At 65.9% G+C, this 19,395-nt stretch carries 21 protein-coding genes; 14 read left to right on the top strand and 7 right to left on the bottom strand.

Features of this window, described 5'->3' with window-relative positions:
• Positions 1 to 209: 209 nt before the first annotated feature.
• The 4 genes from OHA25_RS20020 (at position 210) to OHA25_RS20005 (ending at position 6,201) form a co-directional block, all read left to right on the top strand.
• Positions 210 to 1,793 (top strand): trypsin-like serine peptidase, encoded by a 1,584-nt coding sequence (locus tag OHA25_RS20020; protein ID WP_327589043.1) that lies wholly within the window; start codon positions 210 to 212, stop codon positions 1,791 to 1,793.
• Positions 1,794 to 2,228: 435 nt separating this feature from the next.
• Positions 2,229 to 3,809, top strand: coding sequence for a trypsin-like serine peptidase (locus OHA25_RS20015; RefSeq protein ID WP_327589042.1), 1,581 nt, complete (start codon positions 2,229 to 2,231; stop codon positions 3,807 to 3,809).
• Between the two features lie 182 nt (positions 3,810 to 3,991).
• Positions 3,992 to 5,572 carry a hypothetical protein gene (locus OHA25_RS20010; RefSeq protein ID WP_327589041.1) on the top strand — a complete coding sequence of 527 codons (1,581 nt, stop codon included), beginning with the start codon at positions 3,992 to 3,994 and terminating at the stop codon, positions 5,570 to 5,572.
• 107 nt (positions 5,573 to 5,679) lie between these two features.
• Positions 5,680 to 6,201 carry a hypothetical protein gene (locus tag OHA25_RS20005; protein WP_327589040.1) on the top strand — a complete coding sequence of 174 codons (522 nt, stop codon included), beginning with the start codon at positions 5,680 to 5,682 and terminating at the stop codon, positions 6,199 to 6,201.
• 93 nt (positions 6,202 to 6,294) lie between these two features.
• On the opposite strand, the gene OHA25_RS20000 is transcribed toward OHA25_RS20005, so the two are convergent.
• The 4 genes from OHA25_RS20000 to OHA25_RS19985 all read right to left on the bottom strand — a co-directional run bounded on the left by OHA25_RS20000 (position 6,295) and on the right by OHA25_RS19985 (position 9,714).
• Positions 6,295 to 6,579: a hypothetical protein gene (locus tag OHA25_RS20000; protein WP_327589039.1), complete on the bottom strand. Its 285-nt coding sequence runs from the start codon at positions 6,577 to 6,579 to the stop codon at positions 6,295 to 6,297.
• Positions 6,580 to 6,596: 17 nt separating this feature from the next.
• Positions 6,597 to 6,866, bottom strand: coding sequence for a type II toxin-antitoxin system Phd/YefM family antitoxin (locus tag OHA25_RS19995; RefSeq protein WP_327589038.1), 270 nt, complete (start codon positions 6,864 to 6,866; stop codon positions 6,597 to 6,599).
• 75 nt (positions 6,867 to 6,941) lie between these two features.
• Positions 6,942 to 8,300 (bottom strand): hypothetical protein, encoded by a 1,359-nt coding sequence (locus tag OHA25_RS19990; protein WP_327589037.1) that lies wholly within the window; start codon positions 8,298 to 8,300, stop codon positions 6,942 to 6,944.
• A 223-nt stretch (positions 8,301 to 8,523) separates the two neighbouring features.
• A complete protein-coding gene (locus OHA25_RS19985) occupies positions 8,524 to 9,714 on the bottom strand; it encodes an NAD(P)-dependent malic enzyme (protein WP_327589036.1) in 1,191 nt (396 codons plus the stop codon).
• Positions 9,715 to 9,986: 272 nt separating this feature from the next.
• On the opposite strand from OHA25_RS19985, the gene OHA25_RS19980 reads away from it, so the two are divergent.
• From OHA25_RS19980 to OHA25_RS19965, 4 genes are all read left to right on the top strand, one after another.
• Positions 9,987 to 10,856 (top strand): ABC transporter substrate-binding protein, encoded by an 870-nt coding sequence (locus tag OHA25_RS19980; protein ID WP_327589035.1) that lies wholly within the window; start codon positions 9,987 to 9,989, stop codon positions 10,854 to 10,856.
• Positions 10,811 to 11,689 carry an amino acid ABC transporter permease gene (locus OHA25_RS19975; RefSeq protein WP_327589034.1) on the top strand — a complete coding sequence of 293 codons (879 nt, stop codon included), beginning with the start codon at positions 10,811 to 10,813 and terminating at the stop codon, positions 11,687 to 11,689. The genes OHA25_RS19980 and OHA25_RS19975 overlap by 46 nt, the downstream gene beginning before the upstream one ends.
• On the top strand, positions 11,686 to 12,429 hold the full coding sequence (locus tag OHA25_RS19970; RefSeq protein ID WP_305924962.1) for an amino acid ABC transporter ATP-binding protein: 744 nt from the start codon (positions 11,686 to 11,688) through the stop codon (positions 12,427 to 12,429). Before OHA25_RS19975 ends, OHA25_RS19970 begins: the two co-directional genes overlap by 4 nt.
• A gap of 100 nt (positions 12,430 to 12,529) precedes the next feature.
• The gene (locus OHA25_RS19965; protein WP_327589033.1) at positions 12,530 to 12,955 is read left to right on the top strand and encodes a CGNR zinc finger domain-containing protein; all 426 of its coding nucleotides are present in this window, start codon (positions 12,530 to 12,532) and stop codon (positions 12,953 to 12,955) included.
• Between the two features lie 178 nt (positions 12,956 to 13,133).
• Here the strand turns inward: OHA25_RS19965 and OHA25_RS19960 are convergent, their stop codons facing one another.
• Positions 13,134 to 13,406, bottom strand: a complete 273-nt coding sequence (locus OHA25_RS19960) for a S24 family peptidase (protein ID WP_327589032.1) — start codon at positions 13,404 to 13,406, stop codon at positions 13,134 to 13,136.
• Positions 13,298 to 14,833 carry an RNA-guided endonuclease InsQ/TnpB family protein gene (locus OHA25_RS19955; protein WP_327589031.1) on the bottom strand — a complete coding sequence of 512 codons (1,536 nt, stop codon included), beginning with the start codon at positions 14,831 to 14,833 and terminating at the stop codon, positions 13,298 to 13,300. The genes OHA25_RS19960 and OHA25_RS19955 overlap by 109 nt, the downstream gene beginning before the upstream one ends.
• Positions 14,834 to 14,902: 69 nt before the next feature.
• Between OHA25_RS19955 and tnpA the strand changes: the two genes are divergently transcribed.
• The 4 genes from tnpA to OHA25_RS19935 all read left to right on the top strand — a co-directional run bounded on the left by tnpA (position 14,903) and on the right by OHA25_RS19935 (position 17,212).
• On the top strand, positions 14,903 to 15,319 hold the full coding sequence (tnpA, locus tag OHA25_RS19950; protein ID WP_327589030.1) for an IS200/IS605 family transposase: 417 nt from the start codon (positions 14,903 to 14,905) through the stop codon (positions 15,317 to 15,319).
• Positions 15,320 to 15,459: 140 nt separating this feature from the next.
• Positions 15,460 to 15,861, top strand: coding sequence for a superoxide dismutase, Ni (gene sodN, locus OHA25_RS19945; RefSeq protein WP_221519206.1), 402 nt, complete (start codon positions 15,460 to 15,462; stop codon positions 15,859 to 15,861).
• A gap of 128 nt (positions 15,862 to 15,989) precedes the next feature.
• Positions 15,990 to 16,415, top strand: a complete 426-nt coding sequence (locus OHA25_RS19940) for an anti-sigma factor (protein WP_305924967.1) — start codon at positions 15,990 to 15,992, stop codon at positions 16,413 to 16,415.
• Positions 16,416 to 16,432: 17 nt separating this feature from the next.
• Complete coding sequence (locus OHA25_RS19935; protein WP_327589029.1) at positions 16,433 to 17,212, top strand: RNA polymerase sigma factor SigF; 780 nt, start codon at positions 16,433 to 16,435, stop codon at positions 17,210 to 17,212.
• Here the strand turns inward: OHA25_RS19935 and OHA25_RS19930 are convergent.
• Positions 17,209 to 17,595 (bottom strand): hypothetical protein, encoded by a 387-nt coding sequence (locus OHA25_RS19930; protein ID WP_327589028.1) that lies wholly within the window; start codon positions 17,593 to 17,595, stop codon positions 17,209 to 17,211. The genes OHA25_RS19935 and OHA25_RS19930 overlap by 4 nt on opposite strands.
• A gap of 297 nt (positions 17,596 to 17,892) precedes the next feature.
• Between OHA25_RS19930 and OHA25_RS19925 the strand changes: the two genes are divergently transcribed.
• Positions 17,893 to 18,858: a diacylglycerol/lipid kinase family protein gene (locus OHA25_RS19925; protein ID WP_327589027.1), complete on the top strand. Its 966-nt coding sequence runs from the start codon at positions 17,893 to 17,895 to the stop codon at positions 18,856 to 18,858.
• Positions 18,859 to 19,136: 278 nt separating this feature from the next.
• Entirely contained in the window at positions 19,137 to 19,391 is a 255-nt protein-coding gene (locus tag OHA25_RS19920; RefSeq protein ID WP_127936223.1) for a WhiB family transcriptional regulator, read from the top strand.
• Positions 19,392 to 19,395 lie beyond the last annotated feature (4 nt).

Below are 19,395 nucleotides of genomic sequence, written 5' to 3'. Positions count from 1 at the left end.
CCCTGCACACCCTGCGAAAACATCTCTTTCACATAACAACACGGAAAGGCCTCTGACAGGTAACGGCACGGTCACACGGGAAACGGCGCCTACCAGATGCCCCAAACCGGGTTCCACCTGCGGAGATCACCACGCTATGTTCCTTGCTATCCCTTTACTGACGCATGGGACGCATGTTGCGACCCACGACAGAGCAAGGAGCAGTTCCCTTGAAGCGCATCCTCATCCCCGCCGGTGGCGCCCTTATGGCTACCGGCCTTCTGGCCGCCGGCCTGGCCGGTACGGCCCAGGCCGACAGCGACATCGCCAAGGACCCGATGGCGACGAGTGCGGCCAACGCCAAGGCGATCGTCGACTACTGGGCGGAGAGCAACGGTGCTGCCCTCAAGGCCGCTACCGAGTCCAACGTCTGGGACAAGGCCGACGTCGCCAAGCTGCAGAGCAAGGGCGGTTACAGCTCGGACACCAAGCCGGGTTCGACCGCTCCGATCGGCGAAGAGAAGAAGACCACCGCCAAGGTTCAGAACGTGAACCTGCCGAAGACCATCGGCAAGGTGTTCTTCGTCAACAGCAAGGGCGAGAAGAAGTGGTGCTCCGCCACTTCGATCCAGTCCAAGTACCGCAACCTGGTCGCCACTGCCGGCCACTGCGTGTACGACACCGCCGCGAACTCGGACGTCATGTCCAAGTGGGTCTTCGTCCCCGGCTACTACCAGGGCAGGGCTCCTTGGGGCATCTACGTGGGTAAGCAGGCCTTCACCCACTACGACTTCGACGTCTACGAGGACTACGACCGCGATTACGCGTTCGTGACCGTTTACAACGGTGTCTCGATCACCGCGAGCCGTGTGAACAGCAAGCAGGTCCTCAAGTCGGAGTACGACGCCTACGAGGGCAAGAAGGAAGTCAAGAGCACCGAGCTCAAGGACATCCCTGGCGGCAAGACCGCGGAGCAGCAGTACCTGGAGGGGCTGGACAAGTACGGCCCCAACGGTGGCTTCCGCGCCGAGAACGTGACCACGAAGGAGGCCGCCGGCGGCAACTTCAAGGACTCGGTTGCGACCACGGACGAGGTCGAGGTCACCGAGCTGCAGTGGACCAACGCTCCCAAGGCGAGCGAGGACCCCAAGCAGTGGAAGAACGGTGACCAGGGCGCGACCAAGCTGACCCCGCTCACCGAGGCCGAGTACAAGAAGCTGCTCGACGAGAAGGCCGCTGGCAAGGTCAAGGGCAAGGTCTTCAAGGACGACCGAGGCGACTACTGGCTCAAGCAGTTCTACCTGATCCAGTGGTACAAGGTCACCAAGTCGACCAAGTACTTCCACGACTCCTTCTTCATCTTCACGGGTGGGGACATCACGGTTAAGGACGCTGGCCGCCTGGGCGACAACGTCGGCGGGCAGGGCTTCGCCTGGAACCAGCCCACCGGCAAGTACGTCCGCGTGTTCGGCTACCCGGCCGCGCCGCACCCTGACGGCAACAAGGCCTACACCGGCATCACGCCGAAGTGGTGCTACGGCAAGACTTCGGGCAAGCTGGTCGGCTCTGCCGCCAAGAAGATCGAGGAGCACGTCGCCCTCAAGTGCGCCATGACCGAGGGCGCCGACGGTGGCCCGTGGCTGTACAAGTACAGCAACGCCAAGCGTCTCGGCTACGTGAACGGTGTCACCAGCACCTTCAACGACCAGGACGGCAACGGCCGCGTGGACTACATCTCCTCGCCGTACTTCGACGGTGAGACCAACGTCGTCTACAAGGCCGCCGCGACCGTGTGGTCCGGCAAGGTTGTGTGAAGTTGACGCAGAGCGAACGGCGATGAACCGTTCGTAAACCGTCGCAAGCGAAGGGCTCGGCATCCGCCGAGCCCTTCCGCGTTCAGCCCCCGAAAGTGAAGGCTTTTGGACGCATGGCGCGCCCATACGGTGCCATCAATCTAATGTGATCTGCGTCACATCGCCGGGCGGAGGAGGATCAACGCGACACCTTCGCCCCGCTGGCCACACTGACAACTTCCTTATGTTGATCAGGGCAAACGGCCACAGGGAGAGCTTCTCTCAACTCCTGCGCATCAGCCACTTAAACATCACAGAACGATCACGCCCGGCTTGTCGCATCTTTTCCTCTCAAAGCGACTACCCGAGTTCAAGATCGACACTGTATGTTCCTGGCTATCCCTTTACTGACGCATGGGACGCAAGAGGCGTTCCACGACAGCGCAAGGAGTTACCTTGAAGCGCATCCTCCTCCCCGCCGGTGGTGCCATCCTGGCCACCGGTCTGCTGGCTGCTGGTCTGGCCGGCACGGCTTCCGCGTCCGGCGAGATCATCGACACTCCGCTGACGCCGAACAACAAGGTCGCCGAGACCGTCGACTTCTGGTTCAAGGCGAACGGCGCTGCCCTGCGGGCCGCGTCCTACTACCGCTTCGACTACAAGGAAGTCGACAAGCTCAAGACCGCGGGTGGCTATACCGCGGACACCAAGCCGGGCTCCACCGCCCCCATCGGTGAAGAGAAGAAGGTCACCGCCAAGGTTCAGAACGTGAACCTGCCGAAGACCATCGGCAAGGTGTTCTTCGAGGGCGTCGACGGCAAGCTGTACTGGTGCTCCGCCACCTCCATCCAGGCGAAGTACCGCAACCTGGTTGCCACCGCCGGTCACTGCGTCTTCCAGACGAAGCAGAACGGGGCGGTCCTCGACAAGTGGGTCTTCGTCCCCGGTTACTACCAGGGCAGGGCTCCTTGGGGCATCTACGTGGGTAAGCAGGCCTTCACCCACTACGACTTCGCCAACTACGAGGACTACGACCGCGACTACGCGTTCGTCACGGTCTACAACGGCATCAACCTCAACTTCAGCAAGGTTGAGGGCAAGCAGGTCCTCAAGTCGGAGTACGACGCCTACGAGGGCAAGAAGGAAGTCAAGAGCACCGAGCTCAAGGACATCCCCGGTGGCAAGACCGCCGAGCAGCAGTACAAGGAGGGGCTGGACCAGTACGGCCCCAACGGCGGCTTCCGCTCCGAGAACGTGACCTCCAAGGAGCCGGCTGGCGGCAACTTCGAGGACTCCGTTCCCACCGTGGACGAGGTCGAGGTCACGGAGCTGCAGTACAACAACGCTCCGGCCCCGAGCGAGAGCCCGTCGGGGTGGAAGAACGGTGACAAGGGTGCCGTCAAGGACACCCCGCTCACCGAGGCCCAGTACAAGAAGCTGCTCGACGAGAAGGCCGCCGGCAAGGTCAAGGGCAAGGTCTTCATCGACGACCTGGGCGACTACTGGCTCCGTCAGTTCTACGTGATCCAGTGGTACAAGGTCTCCTCGGCGACCAAGTACTACCACGACTCGTTCTTCATCTACACGGGTGGGGACCTGACCGTCAAGGACGCTGGTCGCCTCGGCGACAACGTCGGCGGCCAGGGCTTCGCGTGGAACCAGCCGACCGGCAAGTACGTCCGTACCTTCGGGTACCCGGGTGGCGAGCACCCCGACGGCAGCAAGCCCTACACGGGTGTCACGCCGAAGTGGTGCTACGGCAAGACGTCGTCCAAGGTCAACGTCTACGCGCCTCTCAAGGCTGAGGAGCTCGTTGCCCTGAAGTGCGCCGTCACCCCGGGCTACAACGGCTCGGCGTGGCTGCTCAAGTACAGCAACGCCAAGCGTCTTGGCTACGTCAACGGTGTCACCACCGCTGTGTTCGGCGACAGCGACAGCAACAACCGCAACGACACCATCTACTCGTCGTACTTCGACGGGGAGACGGCCATGGTGTACAAGGCTGCCGCCAACCTGTGGTCCGGCAAGATGTCCTAATTCTGGGACATCCCTGGAGCTGGGGGTCCAAACCTCAGACCAACCGCTTTACCCGAAGGGCTCGGCTTCTGCCGGGCCCTTCGGCCTGTTTGGTGAGAAATCTGAGAAGAACCCTTACCAGAGTGACTAATGGGTCGATAGGGTCTTTACATCTTTCTTGACAACCGCCCGTGGAGCCTCCCTTGAAGCGCCTGCTCATCCCCCTCGCCGTCGCCGGCTTGAGCGCCGCCGTCCTTGTCCAACCCGCCAGCGCCGAGCCCAACTGGGCCTCTGACAACCTCATGCCCAAGCCCGCAGACGCATATGGCGTCGCCAATTTCTGGCTCGACGCCAACGGCGCGGCTCTGCACAAGGCGACCCAATACCACTGGGACGCCAAAAACGTGTCCAAGCTGGTCGCCACCCAAAGCCAGGGAGCCCCTGATGGCAAGCCAAGCTTGACCGCCCCGACAGGGTCCACCGCCAAGCCGACCGCCAGTAAGAACGTCAACCTCCCCAAGACCATCGGCAAGGTCTTCTTCATCGACCGGGCCGGCCGCTACCGCTGGTGCTCGGCCACGTCGATCCAGTCCCGCCACCGCAACCTGGTCGCCACCGCCGGCCACTGCGTGTACGAGAGCGGCAAGGACGTCTTCAGCAAGTGGATCTTCGTGCCGGGTTACTACAAGGGCAGAGCTCCCTGGGGTGTCTACGTCGGCGCGTACGCCTTCACCGCCTACGACCTCGACACCTACGACGACTACGACGGCGACTTCGCCTTCGTGGCCGTCCACAACGGCTTCTCCCTCGTCGATAAGGTGGCCGAGAAGCAGGTCCTGAAGTCGGAGTTCGACAGCTTCGAGGGCAAGAAGGACGTCAAGTCCACAGAACTGAAGGACATTCCTGGCGGCAAGACCGCTGAGCAGCAGTACAAGGAGGGGCTGGACAAGTACGGCCCCAACGGCGGCTTCCGCGCCGAGGACGTGACCTCCAAGGAACCGGCCGGCGGCAACTTCGTGGACTCAGTTCCGACAACGGATGAGGTCGAGGTCACTGAGTTGCAGTGGAGCAACGCTCCCAAGGCGAACGAGGACCCGAAGCTGTGGAAGAACGGTGACCAGGGCGCGACCAAGCTGACCCCGCTCACCGAGGCCGAGTACAAGAAGCTGCTCGACGAGAAGGCCATCGGTAAGGTCAAGGGCAAGGTCTTCAAGGACGACCGAGGCGACTACTGGCTCAAGCAGTTCTACCTGATCCAGTGGTACAAGGTCACCAAGTCGACCAAGTACTTCCACGACTCCTTCTTCATCTACCCCGGCGCTGGCAAGGCCAAGGACATGGGCCGTCTTGGCGACAACGTGGGCGGGCAGGGACTGGCGTGGAACCAGCCGAGGGGCCAGCGCGTGATCGCCTTCGGCTACCCGGCCGACCCGCACCCCGACGGCGACAAGCCGTACAGCGGGCTCACGCCCAAGTGGTGCGCGGGCAAGACCGCCCAGAAGCTCTACCAGGCCAATACGTTCAAGGTCGAAGAGCACCAGGTGCTCAAGTGCTCCATGACCGGCGGCGCCGACGGCGGTCCCTGGATGCTGAAGTACGACAACAACAAGCGCACGGGCTACGTCAACGGCATTACGAGCATGTTCCACGACCAGGACGGCAACGACCGGGTCGACTTCATCAGCTCCACCTACTTCAACGGCGAAGTGGCCGATGTCTACAACAAGGCCAACTACGCGGAGACCAAGGTGATCGTCAGCCCGAAGGGCGAGATGCTCCAGTAGTCCACAAATCCTCAGGACACAGGACGCTGAGCCTGCTGACCTCTTGAAGCCGGGCGGGATCCCGGTCGTTGGTCAGCAGGCTCGGCCTGCGTCTACGGTTAGTGATCGTGCAACAGGCGCTCAACTTCCGTGATCAGCTTTTCATCAACCTCCGTCACTATCCGTTCAACGACCACAGCACTCACGGCTACCGGTGGATCGATCTCAAGCGATTCGAGCTGCTCTCGCCCTCTTGTGACGACACGCTGCTCCTGGACGCCTTGATCAAGCATGACCAGTTTCGAGATGACTACGCCGGTGGCGGCGTCGACCCGTTGGGCACTCGACACGGTCCCTACTGGCTGAGCAATATCACCACCGACGCCTACGAACCGGTGGACGAAATGACCGCGATCGATGTCCTGAGAAGCTGGGCCAGCCAGTATGGAGGTCTGCCCAGACAGGTGGAAGAGGTCTTGAACCACGAGGTCTATGCGCTCATCCGGGCGGCCACGAGCCGATATCGCCTCAAAGGGCTTGGCCGGTCTGAGTTCCACGACTGGGGTGGCGTCCACACCGAATTCCATGAACTCATCGTCGTGGACCGGGCTAGCAGAAACCTGACTCTGATCATCGCAGCTGACGACTGACAGCACCACAGTCGAGAACCACTGACGCAAGCGCCACCTGCCAGCAGCGGGAATGGTACCAAAACTCGTTCGCCGACAGCCCCCCGAAGATCGTCAACTGGCACCGAAACTCATGCGAACTTGGCGCTCGAACTCATTCGCCAAACCAATGGAGTAGGCGACGACCGTGCGCGTCGTGAACCCGAGGACGAAGAGCCGGCTGATCAGGGCCGCGAGGTTGTCGGCCCGGCGCTTGCGCTGGACACGGTCCTTTGCCTTGGCCACCCCGGTCACGAGCTCCCCGAGAGTGATGACCGAAATCCCGGGCGTGTAGCCCAAAAGCCTGCGTGGGTCGAAGGTGCCGCGCTCGATGTCCGCCACGACGCGGGTGTCGAGCACGATGGCTCGATTGCCCGTCACCGCTCTTGGACGACTTCGTCGATGTCGGCGGCGAATTCTTCGTCCGGCCCGAACTCCTCGAACCATTGCAGGAGGAGGTGTCCGGTCGGCGCGTCCGGAATCACCGGTCTCGGGACAGGCGTCAGCACCGCGACGCGACGCCCACCACGCGTGATGGTGATCTGCTCGCCCGTCTCCACACGGTCGATCAACCGAGACAGACTTTTGCCGACTTCCGCGATTCCCACCGGCGCGGAGGGAACCGGATCTGCTGGAAGTGGGCTCATGACCTCAGCATGCGCCGAGGCTCCGGATACTTTCCGGAGGTCACCGAAAGTATCCGGAGTTCCAACAGGCCTCGCCTATGCCGAGGTGAGCTCCCGGGTGCGCTCGCGCAGCACCTTCACCACCCGCTCGTTCTTATAAGGCTGCAGCCGCCTGCGCAGATCCTCCGCATACGACCGCGACCGCACCGACTGCAACTCCCCCGCCATCGCCATAGCCTTGCCGGCGGTGGAGCACGCCTCCTCAAGCTCCCCACACTGCACCAGCCCCGCCGCCAGCAGGGACAGGTTGAACATCCGCCCCCGCACGTAGCGGGAGTCCATGTCGAGCGAGCGACGCGCGTACCGCACCGCCCGCTCCCCCTCCCCCAGATCACGGAAGCAATGGGCGAACTTGGCGGACAGGTACGCCTCGTCGAAGTAACTCAGCCACCGGGGTTCTTCGGAGGGTTTGCGGGCGTCGAAGGCGCGTTCGGCCGCGTGGAGCGAGGCGCCGCAGGAGCGGGCGTCGCCGCGGCCGGCGTGGGCGTGGGCCTCCAGGACATAGGCGGAGGCCAGGAGGGTGTTCACGCCTGCTCCACGGGCCGCGAGCTGGGCGGCCCGCGCCAGGTCCAAGGCGTGAGCCGGCTGGCCCACGTAGATGGCCTGGTGGGCCATGCCGGCCAGGATCTCGCCGCCGAGGGTGTGGTCGTCGGCGCCCCTGGCCAGGCGCAGGGCCTGGATGAGGTAACGCTGGGCCAGGCCGTGCTGCTCCATGTCGTACGCCATCCAGCCGGCCAGCCGGGTCAGCTCGGCGGCCGCGGCGGCCAGCTGGCGGCCGGTCGCGTCGCTGTACGAGCCGTCCTTGAGCAGGGGGGAGACGGCGCCGTCGAGGTATTTGACCACGGACGTGCGGACGTGGCCGCTGCCGAAACGGTTGTCGAGCTCACCGAAAGATCGGGTGACCTCGTGGATGGCGGCGATCTCGGCGCGGCCCACGCGCCGCGTTCCGGTGCCGCCCAGGCGTCCCTCTAATGGGGACGTCAGCCAGCGCATGGCTCCGATGGAGCCTGCTCCTAAAGCGAACGTCGAGTCGATCAGAAACCTCCGTCTCTCAACATCGGCCCGCCACAGCGCGGTCACAGTCGAGACCCCCTCCTGCCACGTGTGCATGAACTCTTGCCCGAGATCGAGGGGTGTAATGATGGCCGGCATTCCGAGGTCCTCCGAGGTGACCTGCCTGCCGAGCCGGAGCGCGAACAGCTCCGTGAGCAGGCAGGGCACCGGATCTCTCGGGCGCTGGCCACCGATCCAGCGCAATACCGAGCTGTGGTCATACTTCAGACCGGGGGTTCCGCGTGCGGCGCCCAGATCGTTGAGGCGCCTGGCCAGTCCCTTGTGAGAAAAACCCGCCTCCGCGATGAGCTGCTGCAGCAGTCGATTCGGCTCGCGTACCATTGCTCTCCTTGTCGCAGGAGCCGCCGCCCACATCATTACAGCGAGCTACAGTTATAGCACCTTGCGTAAAGGATTTATGGCAGTTCTCAAAGGATGTCCCCGCTCGTTTCGCTTGCGCCGCCGGCTCCGCGTGTGCTGCGGATCGCCGGCGGCGCCTCGGTCTCGGCGAGGACCTCACTTACCCAAGGGAACGGCAAGCAATCGTCAAGCGGTCTTGAGCTGCTTAGATGCGGGCGACGCCGTCGGCGCGGGCCTGGGCGGCGACCGCGGCGGTGACGGCGGGGGCGACGCGCTCGTCGAAGGGGCTCGGGATGACGTACGCGGGCGTGACGTCGTCGCCGACGACGCCGGCCAGGGCGCCGGCCGCGGCCACCTTCATGTTTTCGGTGATGGTGGAGGCCCGCACGTCCAGCGCGCCCCTGAACACGCCGGGGAAGGCCAGCACGTTGTTGATCTGGTTGGGGAAGTCGGAGCGGCCGGTGGCGACGACCGCGGCGTGCTTGGCGGCCGCCTCAGGGTGGACCTCGGGGGTCGGGTTGGACAGCGCGAACACGATCGCGTCCTCGGACATCGACGCGATGGCCTGCTCGGACACGGTGGACCCGGACAGGCCCACGAACACGTCGGCGCCCGCCAGGGCCTCCTCAGTGGAGCCGGTGTGGCCGGACCTGTTGGTGTCGCGGGCCAGCGCCTCCTTGAACGGGTTGAGGCCCTCCCTGCCTTCGTAGATCATGCCCTTGGAGTCGGAGACCGCGATGTCGCCGATGCCGGCCTCCAGGAGGATGCGGGTGACCGCGACGCCGGAGGCGCCGGCGCCGGCCACGACCGCGCGCAGGTCGCCGAGCGGGCGGCCGGTCAGGCGGGCGGCGTTCTGGAGTGCGGCGAGCACGACGATGGCGGTGCCGTGCTGGTCGTCGTGGAAGACGGGGATGTCGAGCAGGTCGCGCAGGCGGGCCTCGATCTCGAAGCAGCGGGGTGCGCTGATGTCCTCGAGGTTGATGCCGCCGAAGGACGGCGCCAGCCGCACGACGGTCTCCACGAGGGCGTCCACGTCGGTGCAGTCGAGGCAGAGGGGGACGGCGTCGACGTTCGCGAACTCCTTGAACAGCAGTGCCTTGCCCTCCATGACCGGCATGGCGGCCGAAGGGCCTATGTCGCCCAGGCCGAGCACGGCGGTGCCGTCGGTGACGACGGCGACCACTCTGGAGACCCAGGTGTAGTCGTGGACCAGCGCGGGCGTCTCGGCGATGGCGGTGCACACCCGGGCGACGCCGGGCGTGTAGGCGAGCGCCAGGTCGTCCGCGTCGCGGACGGGAACAGTGGAGCGAACCTCGATCTTGCCGCCGCGATGCAGTGCGAAAGCCGGATCGAGATCGAGTGTTTCGACGGATGCGGAAGCGGGCGTGGCAGCCACAGCGACCCCTGTAATCGTTGGTAGCGGAAGAAACCTTCGGCGGACGAGCGCGAGCGGTCTGGCTTCGGTAGCTGCCAGGATCCCCTCGGCGATCATCGTCGTGAGGGGGTTCGGGGGTCACCCGTGACCCCATAGTGCCACATGGTGAGATGGGGTTCGGTGTCGGCGCCGTCGCCGTTCCGTTGACGCATTGTTAAACCCCCGATGACGGAGCGGTGCAAAAACCCACTTAAACTGCACAAAACCCCAGATTCACTTCTAGGAGGCCGTACATGGCCCTGACCCTTAAGGGCCGCCGTGGCTACGCCGCCGGCGTGCTCGCGCTAACCGCCGTTTTCGCTCTGTCCGCATGCGGGAGCGAGTCACCGAGCACGCAGTCCGGCGCGACGTCGACCGCGGGCGCCACGGCCGCGGGCGGCGTCCAGCTGGTCTCCCCCGGCAAGCTGACCACGTGCACGAACCTGCCGTACCCGCCGTTCCAGTCGAAGGACGCCAGCGGCAAGATAGTGGGCTTCGACGTCGACATGATCGACTTGGTGGCCAAGAAGCTCGGTGTGACCCAGGAGATCGTCGACATCGACTTCGACTCCATCAAGGGTGGCGCCGCTCTGAACGCCGGCAAGTGCGACGTCGCTGCCGCCGGCATGACCATCACCGACGAGCGCAAGCAGAACCTCGACTTCTCTTCGCCGTACTTCGACGAGGTGCTCGGCCTCGTCACCAAGAAGGCCGCGGGCATCCCCACGCTCGAGGACGCCAAGGCCAAGGGTGTGAGCGTCGGCGTGCAGGCCGGCACGACGGCCCTCGACCTGGCCAAGTCCAAGGGCATCGAGGCTAAGGAGTTCAAGGACTCCGGCAAGCTCCTGCTCGCACTCCAGTCCGGCCAGGTCGACCTGGTGGTGCAGGACCTGCCGGTCGTCGTCGAGTGGATGAAGAAGCCGAACGTCTCCTCGGCGTACGAGCTGTCCGGCCAGGTCCCGACCCAGGCCCAGTACGGCTTCGCGGTCAAGAAGGGCAACGCCGAGCTGCTCAAGGCCGTCGACGAGTCCCTGGCCACGGCGATCAAGGACGGCACCTGGACCAAGCTCTATGAGCAGTGGATGGGCGCCGCTCCGGCCACGACCCCGTCGCCTGCTTCCTGATCATGGCGGACACGCCCATCACGACTGAGCCCGCGCGCAGCGGGCTCAGTCCCAGGAAACGACGACAGATCAGCCTGGGTGTCCAGTACGCCGTCTTCGTCGCCGTCCTGGTGGCGGTGGCCATGCTGGCCGACTGGCCGAAGATCGCGGAGAACTTCCTCAACGGCTCCGTTGCCGCGGGGATGTTCCCCACGCTCTTCACGGTGGCGCTGAAGAACACGCTGATCTTCACCATCGCCGGCTATGTGATCGGTTTCGTGCTCGGCCTGGTGCTGGCGCTCATGCGGCTGTCGTCCGTGGTGCCGTACCGGGTGGTGGCGCTGGTCTACATCGAGATCTTCCGCGGCCTGCCCGCGCTGATCATCTTCCTGCTGCTCGGGTTCGGTCTGCCGATCGCGTTCCCCGGCTTCAGACTCCCCGGCGACATCTACGGGACGGTGGCCCTGGCCCTCGGCCTGGTCGCCGCGGCCTACATGGCCGAGTCGTTCCGCGCCGGCATCCAGGCGGTGCCCAAGGGGCAGATGGAGGCGGCCAGGTCGCTCGGCATGAAGCCGGGCCGGGCCATGCTGTCGATCATCCTGCCGCAGGCCATCAGGATCGTGATCCCGCCGCTGACCAACGAGCTGATCCTGCTGTTCAAGGACTCCTCGCTGGTCTTCACGCTGGGCGTCACGGCGGCGACCACCGAGCTGACCAAGTTCGGCTCCGACACGACGATCGAGCAGGCCAACAGCACGCCGCTGATCGTGGCGGGCGCTACCTACCTGCTCATCACGATTCCGCTCGGCATCGTGGTCCGCCGCCTCGAAGCGCGCCAGGGGAGGAAGCGGTGACGCACGCCGTAGAGATCAGGGATCTGCACAAGTACTTCGGCGACAACGAGGTGCTCAAGGGCATCGACTTCACGGTCGATCCCGGACAGGTCGTCTGCGTCATCGGGCCCTCGGGCTCGGGCAAGTCCACGCTGCTGCGGTGCGTGAACCTGCTGGAGACCCCCACCAAGGGCCAGGTCTTCGTGAACGGAGCCGAGCTGACCGATCCCGACGCCGACATCGACGCCGCACGGCGCCACGTCGGCATGGTGTTCCAGCAGTTCAACCTGTTCCCCCACCTGACCGTGCTGCAGAACGTGATGGTCGCGCAGCGGCGGGTGCTGGGAAGGGGCAAGAAAGAGGCCGAGATCGTCGCCAGGGAGAACCTGAACAAGGTCGGGGTCTCCGAAAAGAGCGACGCCTACCCCGGCCAGCTCTCCGGCGGGCAGCAGCAGCGGGTGGCCATCGCCAGGGCGCTGGCCATGAACCCGGATCTGATGTTGTTCGACGAGCCGACCTCGGCGCTGGACCCGGAGCTGGTCGGCGACGTGCTCACCGTCATGCGCAAGCTGGCGGAGGAGGGCATGACCATGCTCGTGGTCACCCACGAGATGGGGTTCGCGCGGGAGGTGGCCGACCGCGTGGTGTTCATGGACGGCGGCGTGATCGTCGAGGAGGGCGAGCCGGCCAAGGTGATCGGCAACCCCAGCCACGAGCGCACCCGCGCGTTCCTGCGGCGCGTCCTGCACCCGGAGGGCTGACCGCCCCGAGGGCTGACCACCGGGCGGGGTGACCACCCCGCGGGGTGACACCGAGCAGGCGGGGTGCTCCGGCATCCCGCCGCTCATGTAATACTCCGGCATGGACCTGACCTCTTACGCCGAGTGGGCGGTCCGCCTGGCCAACGACCCCGCGCCGCCGCCCGACCTGATCCGGCTGCGGGACGAGTTGGCCGCGGTCTTCGACGCGGCCGGTGACGAGCGGGCCGTGGCGGAGCTGCTCAACGCCCTGCTCGTGCGTTATCCCGTACGTCCGCAGCTGTCGGACCACGACGGCCACGACTGGCACCTGCACCTGGCCGAGGACCCCGCCGCCACCGCCGTGATGGGACTGGCCTCGGTCGTGGCGGAGCTGGGCGTGGATCGGCTGGGCCGCTGCCGTGAGCCCCACTGCGGGCAGGCCTTCCTCGACACCTCGTCCAACCGCTCGCGCCGCTACTGCTCGGCCCGCTGCGCCAGTCGCGCCAACGTCGCCGCCTTCCGCGCCCGCCGCAAGAACGACTCCTGAGCGGCCCCAACGGCCCGAGGCCCCACGAGCGGTAACTGCCCGAAGCCCACGAGCGGCCCCAACGGCCCCAGGGCCCACGAGCAATGGCCCCAGGCCCCACGAGCGGCTCCTAAGCGTCCCAGGCCGCAAGAACGACTCCTGGGCCGCAACCGAGGGCCCCTGGCCGCGCCCACGGCCCCTAGCGTCGCCACCTCCTCATCAGCGGCCAGTAGCGCAGCACGACACGCCCCACGATGTCGTGAACCGGCCCGAAGTCCCAGCTGTCCCGCCGCCCGCTGGCCCGCTGGTTGTCGCTCTCCAGCCACCACCCGTCCGCCCCGTGCCACTGGGCCCGTTTCACGATCAGCTGATCGGGATCGCCGGGAAGCCTGGCCACCACGAGATCCCCCGGGTGGACGGTGGCGTTCCTGCGTACAAGGAGCCAGTCACCGGGAACCAGCCCTGGGCGCATGGAATCCCCCTCGACACGCACTCGCATACGCGCTGACCCCCCACTCCGCAGGCATTGCGACCCGATTGACCTGCTCCCCGCCCTGAAGCTGAAGGGACGGGGATTCCCGTGCCGCTGACGCGGCAGCTTGCGGCGCGCCGCAAGCTTTGGAACGGGGTGCTTGACGCTTCTTCGACCCGGGCAGCCCCTGAGTCTCCACGCCCTGAGACGGCCGGCCCGGCCGCCTGTCTTCTGGCTTTGATGCATTGTGCCGCGTTCACGTCGGCGTGCTCGGTATGCCCGCAGGTGGTGCAGCGGAAGAGGGCTTGGTTCTCGCGGCTCTTCGCATCCACCCTCCCGCAGGCTGGGGCCGAGCACGTCTGGGACGTGTACGCGGCAGGGACCTTCTCGATGACACTGCCGGTATAGCGGCTCTTGGACCGCAACGCGACCTCCAGCCCGTACCAGCCTTTATCCAAGATCGCCCGGTTGAGGCCGGACTTTTGCGCGACCCGCGAACCCGGCTCCTGCAGCGTGCCGGACGCCGAGGCGGTCATGGCCGACACGTCCAGATCCTCCAGGACGATGTGGGCGTAGTCACGGGTGAGCCGGTGCGCGGCCTGAGCGTTGAAGTCGGCGCGCCGGTAGCGGGCCCGCCGCATGACGGCGCCCATCGCCCGCACCACGCGCCCGCGCCGGCGGCTGCCCTTGCCAGTGCGTGCCAGTTGCCGCTGCAGGCGGAGATAGCGTTCGGCCTCGCCGGGCGTCAGATAGGCGACCCGGGTGGCCCGCTCATCCTGCTCAGCCGGGGGGCACATGCTGGAGACGCCGGCCTGGGTGGCGTGGCGGCGGTCGAAGAACTCCCCATCGCTGGTGACGGCGGCGGTGACGACACCCCGGTCCACCCCGGCGACCGCATCGGAGCAGGCGTGCGCCAGCGGCGTCTGCAGGCCGTCGTCGATGAGGAAGCTGATGAACCAGTGCTTGCCGTCGCGGGAGACGGTCGCCGACTTGACCGTCCCGCCCAGCGGGCGGGACAGCCGGAATTTCACCCACCCGAACTTGGGCAGGAACACCCGCCCCCACTTGCGGTCGATCGTCTCGACCGGGATCTGCTTGGCGGTCGGGAACCGGAACGACGGCGTCCACCTCGCCTTGCTCTTCCAATGCACCTTCCAGGTGCCGTGCCGGCGGCACGCCTCGTCCAGGTCTTTGAGCGTCTGCTGGAGCACCTGAGCGGGAGCCTTCGCCAGCCAGGGGAACTCGCCCTTGGCGTCGGCCAGTTGCGCGCACTGCTCGGCATAGCCGATGAACGCACCCCGGCGCCGGTAGGCGCGACGCTGCTCCAGCCCGGTGTTCCACACCGACCGGCAGATCCCGGCCACCCGCTCGGCGAACAGCCGCTGCCCGAAGTCGAGTTCCAGCCGGTACTTACGCCCGGTCAGCATACGCAGGCACCTCCCTGGCCCCAGCTGGTGCTCAAGCACCCAGGACTCGAACACATTATCATCTGGTCTATGACCCAGGAAGCCGAATATCGGCCCGGTAGACATGTAGTTTCAGTGCTGCACGTCCATCTGGTCTTTGTCACTAAATATCGTAGAAACGTCTTCGATGAGGAGATGCTGCGCCGCTGCGAAGACATCATGATCGAGGTGTGCGACGACTTTCAGGCCGAGCTCCGCGAGTTCAATGGCGAAGACGATCACGTCCACCTGCTGGTCTGCTACCCGCCCAAAGTCGCCATCAGCAAACTGGTCAACTCCCTGAAGGGAGTCTCCTCCCACTACCTGCGCAAGGAATTCACCGGCCGCCTCGACCGAGCCATCACGGACGGCCCCTTCTGGTCCCCCAGCTACCTCGCCGCCTCCTGTGGCGGACCGCCGCTCTCGATCATCAAGGCCTACATTGAGCAGCAACGCCGTCCGGCCTGACAGGTTGTGGGTTCCGCGCTCCGGGATGCCCCGCCTGACGGCCCGCCACCCCCTGAGGGGGACCGCACGAGGCTTTCTGCGGACCTTCGGTAAGGTCGGTTGTGGACCAAGCTGATTCAGCATCCAGGAAGGACTTTCTGATGCTCGCACGACTGCTACGACCCAAGCATGTCGCTTCCGCACACTGCGACCTGCCCTGTGGGGTCTACGACCCCGCTCAGGCCCGTATCGAGGCCGAGTCGGTCAAGGCGATCATGGAAAAGTACGCGGCCAACGAGGACGCGGTCTTCCGTGCCCGCGCGCTGACCATCAAGGAGGAGCGCGCCGAGCTCGTCAAGCACCACCTGTGGGTGCTGTGGACCGACTACTTCAAGCCTCCGCACCTCGAGCAGTACCCCCAGCTTCACCAGCTTTTCTGGGACGCCACGAAGCTCGCGGGCGCCGCCGGCGCCAAGGGCACGGTCGACGTCTCCAAGGCCGAGGACCTGCTGGGCAAGATCGACGAAATCTCCAAGATCTTCTGGGAGACCAAGGCCGCCTAAATCGGCACATAAGGCTCTGTGTGGTCACAGGCCGCACAGAGCCTTTTCCGTCGATGGCGAGTCTGAATCGTCCAAGCACCTCTCAGGGGCGGTAAGTTGCAGTTGGCGTCGGATTCGCGAGGAGGAACGTGACCGAGGAAACCGAGACGCGCGCGGAAGGCGTGGCCGGCATCCGTGACGTGGTGAGCATCAGGCTCCCCGCCGCGAGCGCCTACCTGTCTGTGTTGCGTACGGCCACCGCCGGACTGGCGGCGCGGCTGGACTTCACGCTGGATGAGATCGAGGATCTGCGGATCGCGGTCGACGAGGCGTGCGCCATGCTGCTGAGCGAGGCGGTGCCCGGCACCGACCTGACCGCCGAATTCGAGCTGACCGGGCACGAGATGCACGTCAGCGTCGAGGTCGCGACGGTCGGAAGCTCCGCGCCCAAGCGCGACGACTTCGCCTGGATGGTCCTGACCGCCCTGGCCGATGATGTCGACGCGGTGACCGACTCCCCCGATCGCATGGCGATCGTCCTGCGTAAGCGCCGAGGCGCGGCGAGGTCGGCGTGACGGAAGGGACTGGAGCCATGGCCACCAGCGAACACGCCGTGCCCGACAGGGTGCGCGCCCGCCAGCTGTTCGCCGAGCTGGCCGAGCTGGCGCCCGAGGAGCCGCGCCGCCAGCGCATCAGGGACGAGCTGGTCGAGCTTCACCTTCCCCTGGTCGAATACCTCGCGCGCCGCTTCCGCAACAGGGGCGAGTGGCTCGACGACCTCACCCAGGTCGCCACGATCGGTCTGATCAAGTCCATCGACCGCTTCGACCTCAACCGCGGCGTGGAGTTCTCCACCTACGCGACGCCGACCATCGTCGGCGAGATCAAGCGGCACTTCCGCGACAAGGGCTGGGCGGTCCGCGTGCCGCGCCGCCTGCAGGAGCTCAAGCTCTCGCTGACCAAGGCCATCAGCGATCTGTCGCAGCGCGAGGGCCGCGCCCCGACGGTGGCCGAGCTGGCCTCCTACCTGAAGATGACCGAGGAGGAGGTGCTCGAGGGCCTGGAGTCGGCCAACGCCTACTCCACCGTCTCGCTCGACGCGCCGGACTCCGGCGACGACGACGCCCCTGCGGTGTCCGACTCGCTCGGCATCGTGGATGAGTCGCTCGAGGGCGTCGAATACCGCGAGTCGCTCAAACCCCTGCTCGAGCGGCTGCCGCCGCGGGAGAAGCGCATCCTGCTGCTGCGCTTCTTCGGCAACATGACGCAATCGCAGATCGCCACCGAGCTGGGCATCTCGCAGATGCACGTCTCACGCCTGCTGGCCCGCACGCTGGCGCAGCTGCGCGAGGGACTGACGGCCGAAGACTAACCGTCGCCGTAACCGAGCGCGCGGGTGGTGGGGGGTAGCAGCAGCGTCACCAGCCCGGCCAGGGCGATCACGATCAGCGGGATCCCGAGCTGCGGCTGGTCCGACCGGATGAGCGTGACGGCGACGGGCGCGATGAAGATCTGGGCCAGCACGCCGGGCGCGCGTCCCCACCGCTCCATCTTGAACAGCCCACCCCAGGCCACCCAGAGCAGCCCGGCCCCGACCAGCGCGGCGAACGCCGCCACGGCCAGGGCCGAGGTCATGTCGCCGGGCTTCCCGATCAGCGCCTCCACCGCGGCGAAGACGCCTAGCCCGAGGGCGACGAGGCCCTCCAGGGCCACGACGGCGGCGGCGACGATCAGGGTCCATGGACGCTTCGACACACGCAAACCTTATCCATCCCCTCCTCTGGTCAGCCGCGTGCCTTCACGGAACGTCCTCCGTACGGCTCGTTCCACAGAACAAGCTGTTCCACGTGACAAGGAACAGGCCGAAAAGTGAAACGGATCATGGCCGCGGAAAGCCGTGGGTGTCCTGGCGGATCCTCTGACCATCGCAGGGTCTGTCGCCGTTCTGGTGGATGACCTCGTGCAGACTTCCGATCAATCGACGAACCAACCCATCGAGAATCGGACATTCGGTCGATCAGATAAACCGGGATCGGTGGATACGCTGGCATCATGCGCGCGATGTTGCTGGTGAATCCCAAGGCCACGACGACCAACGCCCGCACGCGGGACGTGCTGATCCGCGCGCTCGGCGCGGCCGTGGAGCTCACCGTCGAGGAGACCCGCTACCGGGGGCACGCGGCGGCGCTGGCCGCCACCGCCCGGGCCAAGGGATACGACGTGGTGGCGGTGCTGGGCGGCGACGGGACGATCAACGAGACCGTCAACGGCCTGCTCAATCCCATCAACGGCGAGGACGCCCCGCTGCCGGAGGATCCCAGCGCCGCCCGGCCGGCGCTGATCGTCATCCCGGGCGGCAGTGCGAACGTGTTCGCCCGCGCGCTCGGCCTGCCCAACGACCCGGTGGAGTCCACGGGCGCGGTGCTGGAGGCGCTCAGGGAGGGCCGGCGCAGGACCGTGGGCCTGGGGCAGGCCCTCTGGGAGGGGCAGAGCAGATACTTCACGTTCTGCTCGGGGATGGGGTACGACGCCGAGGTTGTACGGGCCGTAGAGGGCCTGAGAGGGACGGGCCGGAAAGCTACCCCGACCCGGTATGTGAACACGGCTCTACGGCACTACCTGGCCACGGACAAGCGGCATCCGGCGATGACGCTGACCGGTCCGGGGATCCCGACCGCCAAGGGCTTGTTCATGGCGATCGTTTCCAACACCTCACCGTGGACATATGTCGGTGGCAGGCCGGTGCGGCCGACCCCGTGGGCGAGTTTCGAGACGGGGCTCGACCTGCTGGGACTGCGCCGCCTGGGGTTGATGACGCTCACTCCGGTGATCCGGCACATCCTCACGGAGAGTGATGCCCTTCCGTCCGGCCGGCACCTCGTACAGCTGCATGACGAGGCCGAGTTCACGCTCACCGCGGAGCGCCCCGTGGCCTTTCAGCTGGACGGGGACTACCTGGGAGAACGCGAAATCGTGACATTTCGGTCTACACCGAACGCGTTACAAGTTCTGGTCTAGACGGTTACATTCGGTCATTGTGTGACGCATCCGACATCCATAACGGCCAAAACTTCGCCCCAACCCCCTTGCGTGCACTCTCCGTGGCTGAAAAGCTCACTACTGACGTCGGAACGTAGGACCTTTAACAACCCCAGGGGTCCTACCGAGGCGTCAGCGGGCAACCCCCGGTCCCGAGCGGGATTTGGGGTACTTGTTCGCGCGAGTTAGTGAAACTCTTCACAAAGTAGTGGCCGCACGGAGCCGACCGAAGGCTCCATCTACTAAGGAGTGGACGCATGGACTGGCGCCACCGAGCTGCCTGCCGTGACGTGGACCCCGAGCTGTTCTTCCCGATCGGAAACACCGGCCCTGCGCTCATGCAGATCGAAGAGGCCAAGCAGGTCTGCCGGTCATGCTCGGCCGTCGACGCGTGCCTGAAGTGGGCGCTGGAGTCCGGACAGGACGCCGGCGTCTGGGGCGGTCTGAGCGAGGACGAGCGTCGCGCGCTCAAGCGCCGCAGCGCCCGGGCCCGCGCCCGCGCCACCGCCTGACTGG

This window comes from Nonomuraea sp. NBC_00507 (assembly GCF_036013525.1).
GTDB lineage: Bacteria > Actinomycetota > Actinomycetes > Streptosporangiales > Streptosporangiaceae > Nonomuraea.
Note: the sequence above shows the minus strand (reverse complement) of the source record. Positions and strands in the feature narration are given on the sequence as shown.